Origin of the sequence: Pseudomonas floridensis, from assembly GCF_002087235.1 — a bacterium.
Classification (GTDB): domain Bacteria; phylum Pseudomonadota; class Gammaproteobacteria; order Pseudomonadales; family Pseudomonadaceae; genus Aquipseudomonas; species Aquipseudomonas floridensis.
In genome coordinates, this window is sequence record NZ_MUIO01000130.1 from 39031 (window position 1) to 57193 (window position 18163).

Sequence of the window (18163 nt, forward strand, 5' to 3'; positions counted from 1 at the left end):
ACGGACGAGCCCGAAACAGCGTTTCTTTAAATCTGGGCAGCCAGCACGCGGCGTTCCCAGGGGGTTATCTCATCGAGAAAACTGGTCAGCTCCAGGGTCTTCGATGCAATGTAGCCTTCGATGAATTCACGACCAAACAGTTCCTTGGCCAGACGACTGCATTTCAGACGCTCCAGAGCGGCCTGCAAGGTACACGGCAGCGTCAATTCTTGCGGCACTTCAATTTCACCCTGCACCGCAGCCGTCGGCTCGATGCCCTGCTCGATACCGTACAACCCTGCAGCAAGACTGGCGGCAATGACCAGATATGGATTGGCATCAGCGCCCGGCAGACGATTTTCCACGCGGCGCGCTACAGGCGCACTGGCCGGAATTCGCAGACCGGCGGCCCGGTTGTCGTAGGACCAGCAGGCGTTGTTGGGCGAAGCGAATGGATGGAACAGACGCTGATAAGAATTCACGTTCGGCGCGAACAACGCCGTGAAGTCTGCCATGCAAGCCTGCAGACCGCCGATGAAATGACGAAAAGCGGAAGTCGACTGCCCGTCCTCCGTACTGAACACATTGCGCCCGGACACCGCATCCACCACGCTCTGGTGCAGGTGCATCGAACTGCCGGGCGTGTTTGCCAGGGGCTTGGCCATGCAGACCACGATCACCCCATGCTTGAGCGCCACTTCCTTGAGCAGGTGCTTGAACAGAAAGGTCTGGTCGGCCAGCAGCAACGGATCGCCGTGCAGCAGGTTGATCTCGAACTGACTGACGCCCATTTCGTGCATGAACGTATCGCGTGGCAGCCCCAGCGCCGCCATGCAGGCGTACACCTCGTTGAGGAACGGCCGCAACCCGTTATTGGAACCGACACTGAAGGCCGAGTGGCCCGACTCACGTCGCCCGTCCAGCCCCACCGGCGGCACGAACGCCTGATGCGGATCGGGGTTGGGCGCAAAGACAAAGAATTCCAGCTCGGTCGCTACCACCGGCGTCAGGCCGTATTCGGCGTAGCGGGCCAGCACCGACTTGAGCTGTCCACGCGTGGATAACGCACATCGGGTGCCGGTCAGTTCTTCAGCATCACAGATGGCCAGAGCGCGTGGCTGATCGCTCCACGGCAGACGGTGCACCTGCGCGGTATCGGGCACCAGCGCCAGGTCACCGTCGTCGCTGCCGTAGAAACGCGCCGGTGGATAGCCGCCCATGATGCATTGCAGCAGCACACCACGCGCCATCTGCAGCCGCCGCCCCTCCAGAAACCCCTCGGCGGTCATGACCTTGCCTCGCGGTACGCCGTTCAGATCCGGCGTCACGCATTCCACTTCGTCAATGCCCGTTAGTTGATGTGCAAACGAACGGGGGTCATTGCGGGTCATCGCTCAATCCTTGGTGAGTTCAGGCCGTCCTGCGGCAGTGACTACAAAATACGCAACGGCCGCTCCGGATATCAAGCGATGAAACACATCGTGAGACCGTTCACAGACCGCACACCTTCAAAAAATGCAAACCGCACTCTTGGCTGGTTTTTTGCTGTTACCCTTGGCAAAACAGTTTGGCTGCCATTTTTATGTCGAACGCCTGCTTGCCAGGCGTAAAGCGCCTTGAAAATGACCTGTCGAATGGCAATCTTCTGCGACACGTGTTGAGAGCTTTCCATGAGCGCACCGATTCCCGTCACTCGTCCTCTGTTGCCACCCCTCGAGGAATTCATTCCTTATCTTGAGAAAATCTGGGAAAGCCATCAGCTCACCAATGCCGGCCCCTTTCACCAGCAGCTCGAGCATGAGCTGGCGAAGTATCTGGGCGTGCAGCATCTGTCGCTGTTTTCCAACGGTACGCTGGCACTGATGACCGCCATTCAGGCACTGCGTATCAAAGGTGAAGTCATCACCACGCCCTACTCGTTCGTCGCCACCGCGCATTCACTGCTGTGGAACAGCCTGACGCCGGTCTTCGTTGATATCCAGCCGGGCACCTACAACCTGGATCCGGACCGCATCGAAGAAGCCATCACACCGGCGACCACCGCCATAATGCCGGTGCATTGTTATGGCATCCCGTGCGACGTGGACCGCATCCAGCAGATTGCCGACCGTTATGGCCTGAAGGTCATCTACGACGCTGCGCACGCCTTCGGTGTACAGCACGGTGGCGAAAGTCTGCTCAGACATGGCGATCTTTCGATCCTGAGTTTCCACGCCACCAAAGTCTTCAATACCTTCGAAGGCGGCGCCATTGTCAGCCCCGACCTCAAGACCAAACAGCGCATCGACTACCTGAAAAATTTCGGTTTTGCCGATGAGGTCACCGTGGTCGCGCCGGGCATCAACGGCAAGATGAGCGAGATCAATGCCGCATTCGGCCTGTTGCAGCTCAAGCATATTGACCAGGCGCTGATCAGGCGGCAACGCATCGACGAGCGTTATCGTGCTGCGCTGGCGACAATTCCCGGTATCGACATCGTCTGGCAGTCCAGCGAAAAACATAACTACTCATACTTCCCGGTACTGGTACGCGAAGGCTTTGCACTGTCACGCGACGCGCTTTACCAGCGCATGCGCGATCAGAACATTCTGGCCCGCCGCTACTTCTATCCATTGATCTCGACTTTCCCGATGTACCGGGGCCTGGACTCAGCCAGGCCGGAACGTTTACCCATCGCCACCGGCCTGTCGAATCAGATCCTGTGCCTGCCTATTTACGACAGCCTGACCGATGAGGCTTTCGACAGCATCATCAAGGTCATCGCCACCGCCAGTAACGAGAACTGCTAATGCGTACGTGCCCGGTCTGCTCCTGCCGATTCCCGAACTTTTACCCGATGGACAAAGGCCATCTGGAGATTTTCCATCGCCTGAATGTGTTCTATGGCATCGAGGACTTTGAAACCCTGAACGTCGGCCAATACAGCTGTCCCGAATGCATGGCGTCGGATCGCGACCGGCTTTACGCGCTGTTTGCGATGCATCTGCTCAACAACCCGCCAGGCAAACCGTTGCGCATTCTCGATATCGCACCAGCTGTGGTGCTGTCGAGGTTCCTGCGCAGCCTGCCCGACGCCCGCTATCGATCCGCCGACCTGTTCTCGCCGCTGGCCGATGACGTGGTCGACATCATGGACATGCACCTGTACGCCGACGAATCGTTCGACTTCATCGTATGTTCTCACGTACTGGAGCACGTCCCCGATGACCGCAAGGCCATGTCGGAGCTGTTTCGGGTTCTGGCCAAAGGCGGCTCGGCGATTCTGATGGTCCCGATTCTGTTGACCGCCAGCGAAACCGAAGAAGATCCCGACGAAGCCAGCGTCGACGAGCGCTGGGCCCGCTTCGGCCAGGACGATCATGTGCGCATGTATGCCCGCGAAGATTACCTGTCACGCCTGCAAGCGTCCGGCTTCAAGGTCGATGCCCTCGGGTCGCAGTCGTTCGGGGAAGGCGTTTTCAAGCAGCACGGCATTACTGAGCAGTCGGTGTTGTACGTGGGCCGCAAGGCCTGACTGCAGCTGCCGATCAAGGATGCCGGCCGGGTTGTTCGGTTGGCTCTCAACACTTCTTCACATGTGGTATTGCGATGAGTTCTTCACGCCTGGTCAGTATTGTCATCCCTGCTTACAAACCGACGTTCTTCGAGGCGGCGCTTGCCAGTGCCTTGCGTCAGAACCATGACGACATTGAAATCATCATCACCGATGACTGCCGGGATGACGGCATCAAGGATATCGTCGAAAAACTCAGGCCGGGCAGCCGCTGGCCCATTCACTACAGCCACAATGCAACGCCGCTGGGCGAGCCGCACAACATCGCGCTGGGCATATCCCTTGCGCGCGGCGATTACATCAAGTTTCTCTACGACGATGACCTCCTGCTTCCGGACTGCGTGCGGCTGATGTTCGATGTGATGCACGACAGCCCCGACATCAGGATAGTCTCGGCGGCCCGCAGGCGAATCGATGCCAGCGGCGCTCAACTGGGCGATACGATCTACACCGCCTACCCGTTCGGCAAGAACGTGGTAATCAATGGCCCGGAGCTGGTGTCCTTCCTCGCTCAGCACCCGATCAACTTCGTCGGCGAGCCGAGCGCGGTCATGTGCCGTCGCGAAGACCTGCTGGTCTTCGGGCAGGACATCATGTCGCTGCAACAGCAACTGATCTGGGGCCTGGGCGACCTGGCGATTTACGCCAAGGTCCTGCGTCACGGCAATCTGGCGATGCTGGCCCGTCCGTTGTCCTGTTTCCGCGTGTCCGATCAGCAAAGCAGTGAGACCTTCAGGAAGAACCCCTCCCTGCCTATTGAGGGCCACGCGAACTTCAACCGCATTCCCGGCGAACTGGGCTGGGTGCGGCCCGACGCGCTCAATGGCACCGTCAGGATCGCGCCTCTGAACCAGCGCGACACTGTTCAGGAGCTTGACCTGCGGGCCTTTTTCGACCGGAGGTCCGAAGCTACGGGCCGCAATACCCGTGTAGCCGCCTGGCTAAGCCACCGCAGACCGACGCCGCCGCAACACGCCTTGCTTCAAGCGCATCTGCAGCAATACAGCGGTGGACCCTCGGTCGGTATTGTGATTTCGGATTTCACTCAGCAGCCCGAGAGCGTGCTGAGCACTTTACAAAGCCTGGCGTCCGATGCCCCTCTACTGGATAAACTCAAGGTATTCGTCCTCGCCGATTACGACCGAGAAGAGCAGACGCCCCTGCAAGCCCAGTTGCCGTGGCGGGATGCCAGCGTGGAAACCCGTGCGACCGTCATCAATGACCTGATGCAGGAACACGATCATGACTGGTGGATACTGATCGATGCCGGCGTGACCTTCACTCGCAGCGGCCTGCTGTGCGCCGCGATGAGAATGATTGAGGCGCCACAGGCCTGCGCAGTCTTCGGTGACGAGGTGACCCTGCATGCGCAGGCCGGAGCCACACTGGCCTTTCGCCCGGGCTTCAGCCTGGACTATCTGCTGGCCTGCCCATCGGCGACCAGCCGCAACTGGCTGTTCAATCGTGAAAAAACCCTGGCGGTGGGTGGTTTCGATCCCGGCCATGCGCACGCTATCGAACTCGACCTGATTCTGCGCATGATCGAAGATTCAAGCTTTACCGAATTTGTGCATGCGCCTGAACCGCTGGTCATCTCGCCATTATGGAAGGCGCACGACAATTACGATCAGGCCCGTACCGTGCAACGGCATCTGTACACGCGTGGCTACCCCGACAGCCAGGTCCATGCACTGGACTCGGGGGATTACCGGATCGAGTATGGCCACGCCGATCAGCCGATGGTCTCGATTATCGTCGCCTGCGAAGACCAGCTTTCGACAGTGCTGCCCTGCGTCGAAAGCATTCTGGAGAACACGACGTATCCGCGCTATGAAATCCTGATCTGCGACAACAACAGTCAGTCGGCGCAGACCACCGAATGGCTGAGCAACATCGAGTCAATGCAGTCGGAGCGGATCCGCGTGGTTCGCCACGAACAAACGCTGGTCCCGTCAGCCCTGCTCAACTCCGCTGCACACCATGCGCAGGGTGATTACCTGTTGATGCTGGACGGCAATGCGTTGATCGTTCAGCAGGACTGGCTTCAGCACCTGCTCAACCACGCATTGCGGCCTGAAGTAGGTGTCGTCGGCGCAAAAATCATTTCACCGCAAGGCCATGTCGTGAGCGCCGGAATCATCGTGGGTCTCAACGGCACCGCTGCCGCCGTGACCGCCAATGACATCGCTGCCTCACCCTGCTACACGCAACGCCTGGAAACCGATCAGAATTACAGTGCCGTCAGCGGTACCTGCCTGATGATTCGCAAGTCGGTGCATGACGAAATACAAGGTCTGGACGAGCACCTGTTCCCGGTGTATTTCAATGATGTGGACCTCTGTCTGAGGGCCCGTAACGCCGGCCATCTGGTTGTGTGGACACCCCATGCCATTGTCGCGCTGCGCGAAACCGCCGCACGGGACGACGCCGATGCGCTGGACTTCGCCACACGCGCACTGTCCCACCGCTGGCTGCATTACATGGCCTGGGACCCGGCTTACAACATCAATCTGGCGCTGAGCGCCAGCTTCGTCCCTCAGAGCGACCCGGAATTGAGCTGGCGGCCATTGACCCACCGGCCGCTGCCTGTTGTCCTCGCTCAACCCTGTGATCACGGCGCTGCCGGCAATCGCATCACGACCGCGCTGCAAAGCCTGCGTGACGAGCGCGATATAGACGGCATTCTCAGCCATGCACCGCTGTCGTTGATAGAGATCGCACGGCTCAGTCCCGATGCCGTTGTCATTCAAGGTCTGGCGGACCAAAACCTGGTGGCGCGCATCGATGCGATCAAGGACCACACCAATGCGCGAGTGATCTACGACCTGCCGCGCTACCCGGCTTACGCGGAAATCGACCAGACCGCCGCCCCGCTCGCGGCGGTGCAGGCGTCGTTGCAACACGATCTGGCCCGAGCAGACCTGATCACCGTTGCGACCCAGGCACTGGCCGAGCTGCTTGGCGATTCACACCCCAACGTTCAGGTCGTCGAAACACGACTGGCAGCGAATGTCTGGGCGAATCTGAACGCTCCGCGCCAACTGCGGGCAAAGCCTCGCGTAGGCTGGGTGGGCATGCCGAGCGATCTGGGTGACCTGCTGACGCTGTCGGAAGTCATCAAGGCACTGGCAGACCGGGTCGAGTGGGTGATCATGGGGCCCTGCACACGCTGGCTGCGGCCTTACATTCATGAGCTGCGTGCGCCGATGGAAGGACCTTTGTTCCCGAAATTGCTGGCCGAGATGGATCTGGATCTGGTGCTGGTGCCTGCGGAGTCGAACCTCGTCAACCGCAGCAAAAGCCCGGTGGCCCTGCTGGAATTCGGTGCCTGTGGCTTCGCGGTAATTTGCAGTGACGTGCTGAGTGTGCCGCAAGACCTGCCGGTGACGCGTGTGAGCAACGAAACCAATGCCTGGATCCGTGCCATCGAAGAGCACATAGCGCAGCCGGATACCTGTGCGCGCAGAGGCGATGCCTTGAGACAGGCCGTCGTCGAGCGCTGGATGCTCGACAGCGATCACCTGCAGACCTGGCGCAATGCCTGGCTGGAAAGCTGACCGGGAGCAGACTCAATCAGCACACGCTCTGCGTCGGACAACGACGCAGAGCAATGAAGTTATCCGGTTACCAGCGAATGACGCACGCAGCCCACGAATAACCCACCCCGAACCCGACCGCCGCAAGCCGGTCGCCGCGCTTGAGTGCGCCCTTGTCCATGGATTCTTTCAAGGCAATGGGAATGGTGCAGGACACGGTGTTGCCGCAGTGCTGGAAGGCGGAAACGAACTTCTCGGCGGGCAGCTTCAAGCGTCGGCGCAAGGCGTCCAGCATGAAGTGGTTGGCTTGATGAAACACGAACAGATCCATGTCGGCGATGGCCAGTTCCTCATCGAACAGCGAAGCGAATAATGGCGGTACGCGCGTCATGGAGAACTCGAAGATGGCTGGGCCATTCATGTACAGGTTGGCGTCGGTACGTACGTTACCGTTGTCATCCTCGCGCGTTTCAGGCTGAGGATTCTGTGCCGAAGGCCTGCGTGCACCGCCGATCGGCACAATCAGATTCTCGGCCCCGGAACCGTCACTGCCATAGCGGAAGCGCTCCAGAAACGGCCCGTCCTCGGTGGCACTGAGCAGCGTCACCGCCGCTGCATCGCCGAACAGGGTGCGCACGCTCTTGTCCTGCGGATGGATGTAGCGGCTGTAGGTTTCCGCCGTGACCAGCAACACGTTGCGGCATTGCCCGGACTCGATCAGCCCTTTGGCGATGCCCAGTCCATAGATGAAACCTGAGCAGCCCTGATTGAAATCGAAGGCGGCGCACGCGGTGGGCAATTGCAAGCGATGCTGCAGAATGCAGGCAGTGGCAGGCAGCACGTAGTCAGGGCTTTGCGTGCAATAGATCAGCGCATCGATATCGCTGCGCTGAATGTCGCCTTTGAGAAACAATTTCTCGCAGGCCCGGTAGGCCAGGTCGGACGCCGTTTCATCCTGGTCGATGATGTGCCGCTCGCCGATGCCGGTCTTGGAAAAGATTTTCTCGACATCCCACTCGGGAAATTCCCGCGCCAGCGTTTCGTTGTCCAGCGAATGAGCTGGCAGTTCATATTCTATGTCCACGATCCTGGCATAAGACTTCATGAGCATTACCCCGATATGCGTTTGGCAGGTACGCCGAATACTGTAGTGCCTGCGGCCACATTGCGTATCGCAACGCTGCCGGCTCCGACTACAGCGTGTTTGCCGACTCTGACTTTTGGCAGGACGCTGGCATGCGTGCCCATGAACACGCCCTCCTCCAGCACGACGCCGCCGGTGATGTCGCAATGTCCGCTCAGGGTCGTGAAGTCACCGATGTCAGCGTCGTGACCGATCAGACAACCGATGTTGAGGGTCACGAAGGCACCTACGCGCAGATCGACCGTGAGCACCGTCGATGGGCAGATCACCGTGCCCTGCCCGATGACGACGTTTTCGCCCATGATCACCGAGGGGTGGATCAGGGTGAAAAACCTGGAGCCCCTGGCCAGCAGTTTTTCCACGACCAGCCGTTTGCCTTCCGGCTGGCCGATGGCGCACACCAGATAGTCTTCGGGCTTGGGCTCGTAGCCGTCCACCGTCGAAACCACCGGCGGATAGTGTTCGAAGCGCTCGGTCGAACCGGGACCGTCGTTGATGAATCCAGCGATGACCCAGCCCGGGTTCTGCTGCACCCAGTCTGTCAGCCAGGCATGCACTTCACGCCCGAAAGCGCCAGCGCCGACAATCAGCAAGCTGCGGGTATTCATTGCGCCAGGTAACCTCCGTCAATGACCATCGACGTGCCGGTCACCCAGCGCGCAGCCGGGGACAGCAGATAATTGACCGCATAGGCGATGTCCATCGGTTCACCGAACCCCAGCGGGTGCTTCTGCTCGACGTCCTTCATGGCGTCACCGCCCACCCGCTCTTCAAGCGTGCGGGTCATCTCGGTTCTCACCACACCCGGCGCAATGGCGTTGACCCGTATGCCGTCTCTGGCCAGCTCGAGCGCTGCGGCGCGAACCATCGACTCAACCGCACCTTTGCTGGCGCAGTAGGCCATCAGCGATGGCTGGGCCGCCTGGGCCATCACCGATGAAAGCATCACGATGCTGGCACCCTGAGCGAACACGCCCTTCTGTCGAAAGGCCTTGATCAACGAAAAGCCAGAGGTCACGTTCGTGGCAAACACGGTTTCCCATTGCTCGACCCCCAGCGCCCGGATCGGCAACGGCATCTGCACGCCGGCGGCATGCACCAGCCCATCAAAAGGTCCGTAAGTCTGGACAAGGTTACGCATCCAGCCCGGAACAGCCCGGCCATCGAGTAAATCGAAAGGCTCGACGCCGTGCTCCTCCCCCTTGAGCTGACGCCTCGTCGCTTCGAGCCGCTCGGTGTTCCTGGCCACAAGCACCACCCGGGCACCCTGCTGACTCAACCAGATTGCGACCTGGCTGCCGATACCCGAAGAGGCCCCGGTGACCATGACTACTTTGCCGCTCAATGAAAAAGGACTACTCACCACCCAACGTTCCTCTCTTGAGGGCTGATGCCTGGGGCCTTGAACGCCCCTGACTGATTAGTTTTCAGTGGCGAGACTGATGACGTCGTCGACGCTCTTGCACGCGTTGAGGCGGTTGGCCGGCAGGTTTTTGCCCAGATGTTCGTCCGCAAGCGACATGAATGTCAGGACCGCGATGGAATCCCAGTCAAGAGGCTGCCCCCTGCTCAGACTGCCTTCATCCGCTTCCATCGCTTCTTCGATCAGCCTGAGTACTTTGTCTTCCATCTCTATGCTCCCGGACAGCCCGCTTTTTGGATTTGATTGCGCGCAGACGATCGCCTGCATCTGATAGCCAGTTAGCAATAATCGAACCAAGCCATTGAACAGACGCAGACCCCGCAGATACGGGGCCGGATAAGGAAAACGGAAACTGATCGAAGGTGCGAAAGCCAAAAACCTGACGTTCCATCGACGTACAACCCGGCAGCGCGGCGACGCGTCGCGTCAATATACTGCCCGGGTATCAGTCATTCTTTACGGCAAATAGATGCTGAACATCGCTCCGCCCAGCACGCCGCCGTTGGCGATTTCGATTCGCCCCTGAATGCCGTTGCGCACATGCAGCCGGGCTATGTGCGCGGCAAAGTACAAGCCCAGGCCGGTACTGCCGCTGCCTTGATTGATACCCTGCACGTACTCGGTCTGGCGCTCGATCAGGTAATCCGGGTAACCGGGCCCGTCGTCGTTGATGGTGATCTTCAACTGCCCGTCGTCCTCACCGATACTGATCACCAATTGCTCGCGGGCAAAACCGATGGCGTTGACAATGATGTTGCCCACCACCGATCCGACCAGCTCCCGATCAAAAAAGCCCAGCGGGTTCACATCGTTGATATCCACACGCGCAGTAATGCTGCGACTGGCCAGCACTTCCTGATGATGGGCCAGTTGCGCTTCGATGAAATCGTCCAGTTCGTGGTAGTCCGGCCGCAAGGGCATCTGGTTGACGCCGAGCTTGTACAGCCCCAGCAACTGCACGAGCATGCCGTTGAGGTTGGCAAATTCGTACTCGATCACCCCATGTTCCGGGGTTTCGCGCTGCTGCGAGGGCAATCTGGCCAGCCATTCGCTGTGCGCCTGGGTCAGCGTCGCCAGCGAGTTTTTCATGTCGTGCACGGTAGACGCGATCACCATGGAGAAATCGAGTCCCTGTTGCTCTTCGCTCATGCGCCAAACGCCCTTTCCCTGAGTTTCTGATAACGCTCGTAACGCGGATCGCTGTCCGGAATCATACCGACCATCTTCAGGCTGGCGCGGCACTCTTCAAGACCGGCCTGCCCCAGGTTCTGCCCTGGATGCAGCAACGACTGCGCCATGTTCAGCGCGATACTGATGTTCTTGGGTTGCAATGCCAGCGCACGACGGAAATGTTCCTGCGCCTCGGGCAGGTTGCCCGCCTTGTAGCTGCGTACACCCTGCAGGTTGAAATCGATGGCAATCTTGTTGGCGCCGAGAATCGCCGGATCGTCGGTCATGCTGGCCACGCTCTTCATGACCACCGGGTCGTCGCCATACACTTCGGCACAGTTTTTCAGCACGCCCGCGCCGGCTTCTTCCTGGCCCAGTTGCTTGAGCTGCGAGGCCACCATCAAGGCGGCGTCGGCGCTGAGAAACTGTTCCATGCCTTCCAGCCGGGCCATGGCCTGCTCGGTGAGCTTGGCGGCGGTTTCCGGATCCGAGTGCTGCAGGCTGGCGGCCTTCATCAGCCGCGTGCGCACCTGCAGCCCTTCATCGTTGGTGTGCTCTTTGGCCACATCGCCCAGCGCGTTGTTGATTTCGACGCGCGTGCGGGCATCCAGCCCCTGATCGCCACCTTTGCTGATCAGAGCATGGGCCAGGCCAAGGTTGGTTTCAGGGTCCTTGAAACGCGAATGCGCGCCTTGCGAGACCGCCTGGCGATAGGCTTTGGAGGCGCTTTCGTAGTCTTCGTTATCCATTGCCAGCTTGCCCAGCAATTTCTGTCGGCGCACCGCCAGAGGCGACAGCCGCACGGCGTTTTCCAGCGCATGCTGCGCACGCTTGGCATCGCCGCGGGCTACCAGCACATCGGCAAGGCCATCGAACAACGCCGGCATGGTGGGAAAGGCTTTGATCGCCTGTTCGTACACAACCTCTGCTTCAGTCACCTTGCCGCGCTTGAGCAGCAGGCTGCCCAGGGCGGCGTAAGCCCAAGGCGTGGCGCGGTCGGCCAGAAGGGTCTTGAGGAATGCCTCCAGAGGCTCGTTCTGCTTCAGATCACGCAACGCGTCAGCCTTGTAGCGCAGGCACAACGGGGCGAAGCGCGGATCCTGCTCGATCAGCTTGTTGCAGGCCGCCAGCACCTCGGCCGGCTTGCGACGGTCCAGCGCCTGCAGGATCGGCTTGAGCAGGTTTTTGCGCTGCACCAGCTTTTCCAGACGCTGGGCCAGACCGGCACGGTTGAACGGCTTGGTCAGGTAGCCGTCGGGCTCCCACTCCAGCGCACTCATGACCATGGCCTGACTGTTCTCGGCGGTGACCATGATGAACACGCTTTCATGACTCAGCAGGCGCTCGACCATCAGGTCTTCCAACACTTGCTGGCCGTTCTTGCGGCCATCGCCCAGATTGAAATCATGCAGCACGAAGTCGTAACGTTTTTGCGAGCACATGCGCAGGGCCTGCTCGCCGGTGTCGGCGGTGTCCACTTCCTTGACGCCCAGCTCACGCAGCATCGACCGCACCGAACTGCGGAAGTCGGAGAAGTCATCAACGATAAGAAAGCTTTTTTGGTTGTACGCCAGCATCCGGATTCCTACACAGGAGAGGGTGAAAACATGAGACCGATGGCCTGAACGACTTTTCAGGTCCAGCACTGCAGCCCCTATTTCAGGACGCTCATGGTAACTAATGGCAACATGCCATAAAACTGTTTTGCCGACCCCGAGCGCTCTGTGACGCCGGTAAATTCAGGGCAGCAGTCAGTTTTTCGACCACACAGGCAGAAACTATAGAGCGAAGATCAACTTCGCGAGTGATCACGCGCCATCGGTGTGCGGATTTTCAAGGAATTTCGAGAGCTGAATCGAACCGCCAAGGAAGCGGTTGACGGACATGGAAGGCGTATCAGCGGTGCGGGCTGCACGCTGTAGCGCCCTGTCCCTGGCGCTGCAGCGTTCAGTCGGGTTTATACCCAGCCGTCGTTCTTCTTGCGTCCACGGGTCAGGGCCGGAAGGATCAGGCCAACCAGCAGGCCGGCACCGGCAATGCTGCCGCCGTAGACCATGTAACGCATCATCACCTGCTTGTTCTCGTCGCCCAACCGCGCCTGGGTGGAGCGCAGTTCGGCCTGAGAGTCCGCCAGTTGGTCGTTCAGGGTCTTGGTGCGTGCTTCCAGTTCGTCGACCAGCTTCTTGCGCGCGTCCAGCGTTTCCTGCATGCCTTGCACACGGGTTTTCCAGGTGTTGTCGATACCGGCCAGTTGCTCGGTCAGTTCGGCGACCTGTTGAGTCAGTTGCGGCACACGCTCGGCCTGGCCCGGGACTTCCTGCAGGTCGCTGGAGGGAATCCACACGGTGCTGCCACCTTCACCGCGCACCTGGCTGAAATTGCCGGAGGTGGTGAGCAACTCGACTTTCTGTCCGGATTTCAGTGTGCCGACGATGCGGTGCCCGTCAGTCGGGCCGCTGCGTACGTACGTCGTCAGGCTGTCACTCACCCAGCGGTCGTTGTCCGCAGCCTGAGCATTGAGAGGGGTGATGACCGCAAGCACCGCGCCCAGCAGACCGGTGCCAATCAGGTGACGCGAAACGGAGAACAGGCCAGGGGCACGAGAAAGCAGTGCTGAAAGATGACGAGACATGGCAATGATTATCTTTGTCTGGAATGAGAATAAAGCCCCGGTGTGCGGGCCGGCTAACGATGGCAATGGCAGGCGGCAAAGGTTTTGCAACTCCTGCCCGGACGGGCTGTCTGCCTATCAGGCGAGTTGAAAAAACGCCTGACGCATCAGGTGCCTGAGAGACATCTGCAGGCCGTCCAGAGAGTCCATCAGCTAACAGACCCTGTGAAATGGGTCAGGTTCATTATTGGCCTGCGCGCGCGTCAAAATTCAGCCGCATGGCACCTTCCGGCAAGTGCCTGCTTTACATGACTTTCAGCCGGTCGGTCGATCCCGCGACTCCACACCCGCACCCGATGAGGCCTGACGTTTGCAATCACGCCCAAGTGCTGTAGAAAATACCCGCCAGGCGTGAACGTCTTCGATGCTCACCATCCTGATGCGCAGGCCCTGCCGGCTCGACTGCATCGCTCTAATGGAAAATAGAATGATCCCAAGACAAGTGATTAACGCCACGGTAAGCCCAAAAGGCAGCCTTGAAACCCTGTCCCAACGTGAAGTCCAGCAGCTCAGCGCTGCCGGCTCAGGCAGCACCTATACCCTTTTCCGCCAGTGCGCCCTGGCCATTCTCAACACCGGCGCCCATGTCGATAACGCCAAGACCATTCTTGAGGCTTACGAGAATTTCGAAGTCCGCATTCATCAGCAGGACCGTGGCGTGCGTCTGGAGCTGCTCAACGCTCCGGCGGATGCTTTCGTCGATGGCGAAATGATCGCCAGCACCCGCGAAATGCTGTTCAGCGCTCTGCGCGATATCGTCTACACCGAAAGCGAGCTGGACAGCCAGCGCATCGACCTGAGCAACTCACAGGGCATCACCGACTACGTGTTTCACCTGCTGCGCAACGCCCGCACCCTGCGCGCCGGTGTCGAACCGAAGATGGTGGTGTGCTGGGGTGGCCACTCGATCAACACCGAGGAATACAAGTACACCAAGAAGGTCGGCCATGAACTGGGCCTGCGCAGCCTGGACATCTGCACCGGTTGCGGCCCAGGCGTCATGAAAGGCCCGATGAAAGGCGCGACTATTGCTCACGCCAAGCAGCGCATCGTCGGAGGTCGCTACCTGGGCCTGACCGAACCGGGCATCATTGCTGCCGAAGCGCCAAACCCGATCGTCAACGAACTGGTGATCCTGCCCGACATCGAGAAACGTCTGGAAGCCTTCGTGCGCGTGGGCCACGGCATCATCATCTTTCCGGGTGGCGCGGGCACGGCTGAAGAGTTCCTGTACCTGCTGGGCATCCTGATGCACCCGGACAACAAAGATGTACCGTTCCCGGTGGTCCTGACCGGCCCGAAAAACACCGAACCGTATCTGCAACAGTTGCATGCGTTCGTCGGCGCCACGCTGGGTGAAGAGGCCCAGCGCCATTATCAGATCATCATCGACAACCCGGCGGAAGTCGCGCGGCAGATGAGCAAGGGCCTGAAGGAGGTGAAGCAGTTCCGCCGCGAGCGCAACGACGCATTCCACTTCAACTGGCTGCTGAAGATCGAAGAAAGCTTCCAGCACCCGTTCGATCCGACCCACGAAAACATGGCCAAGCTGCAGCTCAACCATGACATACCGTCTCACGAACTGGCAGCCAACCTGCGTCGGGCGTTCTCCGGCATTGTGGCGGGCAACGTCAAGGACAAGGGTATCCGCCTGATCGAAGAACACGGCCCGTATCAAATCCACGGCGACCCGTCGATCATGCAGCCGCTGGACAAGCTGTTGCAGGCGTTCGTCGATCAGCACCGTATGAAACTGCCAGGCGGCGCGGCGTATGTGCCGTGCTATCAAGTCGTGACCTGACAGATTAGAAGCCGACCGAACGGGGCGCCAGACAGCGCCCCGTTTTCATTTCTGCTGGCGAAACTGGCTGGGCGACTGTCCGGTGGCGCGTTTGAAGAAACGTGAAAAATACGCAGGCTCGGAAAACCCCAGGCTGTCGGACACCTGATTCACGGTCATGGTCGTGTAGACAAGATTGCGCTTTGCTTCCAACAGCAGCCGCTGATTGATGATCTGCAACGCCGACTGGTTGCACAACCGCCGACACAGCGCATTCAAGTGCGCGGCACTGAGGCCCATGCGCTGCGCATGCTGTTCGATGGACCAGTGTTCACGGAAACCGGCTTCCAGTTGATGCATGAACTCGTGTAAATGCTCGCGCCCGCGATCCTGCACGTGAGCATCTTCGCCCGGCCGCTCGCCGCCCTGTCGGCTGAGCCAGACCATCAGCACATTGATCAACGACTGCAACATCAGATCACGACCCGGCTTGCGTTGGCGATACTCACTGGCAATCGCGCCGAACAGGGTGTCCACGTAGAGACTGTCGTCGCCCAACGCATGGCAACGCGCCGTGCCAATGGCCGAAATACCCAGCGCCGCTTCCAGTTGCTCCACCAGCGGCCGCGCCAGGCTGAGGATGTGCCCCTGAATATCTTCGGCAAACTTGAAGGTGTGCACACTCAACGCCGGAACCACCTGCAGCGATGGAGTTTCGACCTCGTTGACCCTGTCCTCGACTTTCAGGACCGCTCGGCCTGACTGCACGTACAGCAGCTGGACCAGATCAGCGTGGCGGTGCGGCTTGATCTCCCACTCATGCACTTTGCTGCGCTCGGGAATCGACTCGCAGTGGATCAGGTCCGGCGTCGGCCAGGCGGTGGTTTCGCCATAAAGCTTGAAGACCGGGATGGAAACAGGCGCTGTTCTGGGCATCGCTCTCTCCTCGTCCAACCCACGAAAAGTCCAGATAATGTGCTGGATAGTGCCTTCTTATCCCGATGGCATCCATTAAAAATGCAGGAGACAAAAACAAAGGCATCTCCGGGTTTCGACCTGCCGGGATCACAGAAAGGACCATTCTCATGAAAACCCAAGTCGCAATCATCGGCTCAGGCCCATCCGGGCTGTTGCTGGGTCAATTGCTGCAACGTGCCGGTATCGATAACGTCATCATCGAGCGCAAAGACCCTGACTACATCCTTTCACGCATCCGCGCGGGCGTGCTGGAGCAAGGCATGGTCGATCTGCTGCGCGAGGCCGGGGTCAGCGAGCGCATGGATGCCGAAGGCTTGATCCATGATGGCTTCGAACTGGCCTTTGACGGGCGCTGTGAACGCATCGATCTGAAGACCCTGACCGACGGCCGGACGGTGATGGTGTACGGCCAGACCGAAGTGACTCGCGACCTGATGAACGCCCGTGCGGCCTGCGGCGCGATGACGGTCTACGACGCCGATGACGTCCAGCCTCATGACCTCAAGACCGACAGTCCGTACCTGACGTTTGTGAAGAACGGCGAAACCGTGCGTCTGGACTGTGACTACATTGCCGGGTGCGACGGCTTTCATGGTGTTTCCCGCCAGGCAATCCCGGCCGAGGCGTTGAAGGTTTTCGAACGCGCCTATCCGTTCGGCTGGCTGGGCGTGCTGGCCGATACCCCGCCGGTCAACGAGGAACTGGTCTACGCCAATCACCCACGAGGCTTTGCCCTGTGCAGCATGCGCTCGGCCATCCGGACCCGCTATTACGTACAGGTCAGCTCTGACGAGCGTGTCGAAAACTGGTCAGACGAGCGCTTCTGGGATGAACTCAAGTCGCGCCTGCCGACGCATCTGGCTGAACGCCTGGTCACGGGGCCTTCCATCGAGAAAAGTATCGCGCCACTGCGCAGCTTTGTGGTTGAACCGATGCAATACGGGCGCCTGCTCCTGCTCGGCGACGCCGCGCACATCGTCCCGCCCACGGGTGCCAAGGGCCTGAACCTGGCTGCCAGCGACGTCAGCACGCTGTATCGCATCCTGCTGAAGGTCTATCAGGAAGGCCGCACCGAACTGCTGGAAAAATACTCGCAGATCTGTTTACGCAGAGTCTGGAAAGCCGAGCGATTTTCCTGGTGGATGACCTCTATTTTGCACAACTTTCCCGACACCGACGCCTTCAGCCAGCGCATCCAGCAGACCGAACTGGACTACTACGTCGGCTCCGAGGCAGGACGCAAAACCATTGCCGAAAACTACGTCGGCCTGCCTTACGAGGCCATCGAGTGAGGTGACGACTGGCCGTATGTATGGGCCGCTTTACAGCTTATGTACGCATCACACAGCGGGCGTGAGTCTGCTCACGAAGGGCCGGTGCTGCCGTCACGGATGCAGCACCGGAATATTTTTGTGCAATGACACAACGCGCCTCTCTCGTAGCCGTGCAAAGCCCCAAAGCGTTTTGCATGCCTGCCCCCTATGATCGGGAGTGCCCCCGGCAAGCTGCATAAAAATAACAAGCTCTGAGGAACTGACGCATGTCCAACGCTCCTGCTCGCGAGGCCGGCGACGCTGACGGCAATCATGTCTATCGTCGCATCACCCTGCGCCTTATCCCGTTCATTTTCATCTGCTACCTGTTCAACTACCTGGACCGCGTCAACGTCGGTTTTGCCAAGCTGCAAATGCTCGACGCGTTGAGCTTCAGCGAGACGGTCTACGGCCTGGGTGCCGGTATCTTCTTCATCGGCTACGTGCTGTGCGGACTGCCCAGCAACCTGGCGCTCAACCGCTTTGGCCCGCGGCGCTGGATCGGTCTGATGATGATCACCTGGGGGACGTTCTCCACCTGCCTGCTATTCGTCACTACGCCCGTCGAGTTCTACGTGCTGCGATTCCTGACCGGTATGGCCGAAGCCGGTTTCTT

The 18163-nt window shown here is 59.6% G+C and carries 16 protein-coding genes; 6 read left to right on the forward strand and 10 right to left on the reverse strand.

What is annotated here, in order from left to right; all coding sequences use genetic code 11:
* Nucleotides 1–26: 26 nt before the first annotated feature.
* Entirely contained in the window at nt 27–1268 is a 1242-nt protein-coding gene (locus tag BZK31_RS25715) for a glutamine synthetase family protein (RefSeq protein WP_167378111.1), read from the reverse strand.
* 173 nt (nt 1269–1441) lie between these two features.
* On the reverse strand, nt 1442–1651 hold the full coding sequence (locus BZK31_RS29575) for a hypothetical protein (protein ID WP_157900796.1): 210 nt from the start codon (nt 1649–1651) through the stop codon (nt 1442–1444).
* Here BZK31_RS29575 and vioA point away from each other — a divergent pair.
* From vioA to BZK31_RS25730, 3 genes are all read left to right on the forward strand, one after another.
* On the forward strand, nt 1650–2768 hold the full coding sequence (gene vioA, locus BZK31_RS25720) for a dTDP-4-amino-4,6-dideoxy-D-glucose aminotransferase VioA (RefSeq protein ID WP_083186056.1): 1119 nt from the start codon (nt 1650–1652) through the stop codon (nt 2766–2768). The two genes, BZK31_RS29575 and vioA, sit on opposite strands and share 2 nt — an antisense overlap.
* A complete protein-coding gene (locus BZK31_RS25725; RefSeq protein WP_083186057.1) occupies nt 2768–3493 on the forward strand; it encodes a methyltransferase domain-containing protein in 726 nt (241 codons plus the stop codon). Before vioA ends, BZK31_RS25725 begins: the two co-directional genes overlap by 1 nt.
* Before the next feature lie 74 nt (nt 3494–3567).
* A complete protein-coding gene (locus tag BZK31_RS25730) occupies nt 3568–7089 on the forward strand; it encodes a glycosyltransferase (protein ID WP_083186058.1) in 3522 nt (1173 codons plus the stop codon).
* Between the two features lie 67 nt (nt 7090–7156).
* Here BZK31_RS25730 and BZK31_RS25735 read toward each other — a convergent pair whose 3' ends face one another.
* From BZK31_RS25735 to BZK31_RS25765, 7 genes are all read right to left on the reverse strand, one after another.
* Nucleotides 7157–8179 carry a ketoacyl-ACP synthase III gene (locus BZK31_RS25735; protein ID WP_167378108.1) on the reverse strand — a complete coding sequence of 341 codons (1023 nt, stop codon included), beginning with the start codon at nt 8177–8179 and terminating at the stop codon, nt 7157–7159.
* Nucleotides 8179–8820 (reverse strand): dTDP-4-amino-4,6-dideoxy-D-glucose acetyltransferase VioB, encoded by a 642-nt coding sequence (gene vioB, locus BZK31_RS25740; protein WP_083186059.1) that lies wholly within the window; start codon nt 8818–8820, stop codon nt 8179–8181. Before vioB ends, BZK31_RS25735 begins: the two co-directional genes overlap by 1 nt.
* On the reverse strand, nt 8817–9578 hold the full coding sequence (locus tag BZK31_RS25745; RefSeq protein ID WP_167378109.1) for an SDR family NAD(P)-dependent oxidoreductase: 762 nt from the start codon (nt 9576–9578) through the stop codon (nt 8817–8819). Before BZK31_RS25745 ends, vioB begins: the two co-directional genes overlap by 4 nt.
* A 54-nt stretch (nt 9579–9632) precedes the next feature.
* On the reverse strand, nt 9633–9842 hold the full coding sequence (locus BZK31_RS25750) for an acyl carrier protein (RefSeq protein WP_167378112.1): 210 nt from the start codon (nt 9840–9842) through the stop codon (nt 9633–9635).
* 249 nt (nt 9843–10091) lie between these two features.
* Nucleotides 10092–10784: a sensor histidine kinase gene (locus BZK31_RS25755; RefSeq protein ID WP_083186061.1), complete on the reverse strand. Its 693-nt coding sequence runs from the start codon at nt 10782–10784 to the stop codon at nt 10092–10094.
* Nucleotides 10781–12382: a tetratricopeptide repeat-containing response regulator gene (locus BZK31_RS25760; RefSeq protein ID WP_083186062.1), complete on the reverse strand. Its 1602-nt coding sequence runs from the start codon at nt 12380–12382 to the stop codon at nt 10781–10783. The genes BZK31_RS25755 and BZK31_RS25760 overlap by 4 nt, the downstream gene beginning before the upstream one ends.
* A gap of 380 nt (nt 12383–12762) precedes the next feature.
* Entirely contained in the window at nt 12763–13437 is a 675-nt protein-coding gene (locus BZK31_RS25765; RefSeq protein ID WP_083186063.1) for a TIGR04211 family SH3 domain-containing protein, read from the reverse strand.
* A gap of 466 nt (nt 13438–13903) precedes the next feature.
* Between BZK31_RS25765 and ppnN the strand changes: the two genes are divergently transcribed.
* Entirely contained in the window at nt 13904–15277 is a 1374-nt protein-coding gene (gene ppnN / locus BZK31_RS25770; RefSeq protein WP_083186064.1) for a nucleotide 5'-monophosphate nucleosidase PpnN, read from the forward strand.
* 45 nt (nt 15278–15322) lie between these two features.
* Here the strand turns inward: ppnN and BZK31_RS25775 are convergent, their stop codons facing one another.
* Nucleotides 15323–16192 (reverse strand): helix-turn-helix domain-containing protein, encoded by an 870-nt coding sequence (locus BZK31_RS25775; RefSeq protein ID WP_083186065.1) that lies wholly within the window; start codon nt 16190–16192, stop codon nt 15323–15325.
* 149 nt (nt 16193–16341) lie between these two features.
* Here BZK31_RS25775 and pobA point away from each other — a divergent pair, with 149 nt between their 5' ends.
* Nucleotides 16342–17526, forward strand: a complete 1185-nt coding sequence (pobA, locus tag BZK31_RS25780; protein ID WP_083186066.1) for a 4-hydroxybenzoate 3-monooxygenase — start codon at nt 16342–16344, stop codon at nt 17524–17526.
* 248 nt (nt 17527–17774) lie between these two features.
* A partial coding sequence (locus BZK31_RS25785) for an MFS transporter (protein WP_157900797.1) occupies nt 17775–18163 on the forward strand: 389 nt, incomplete at its 3' end.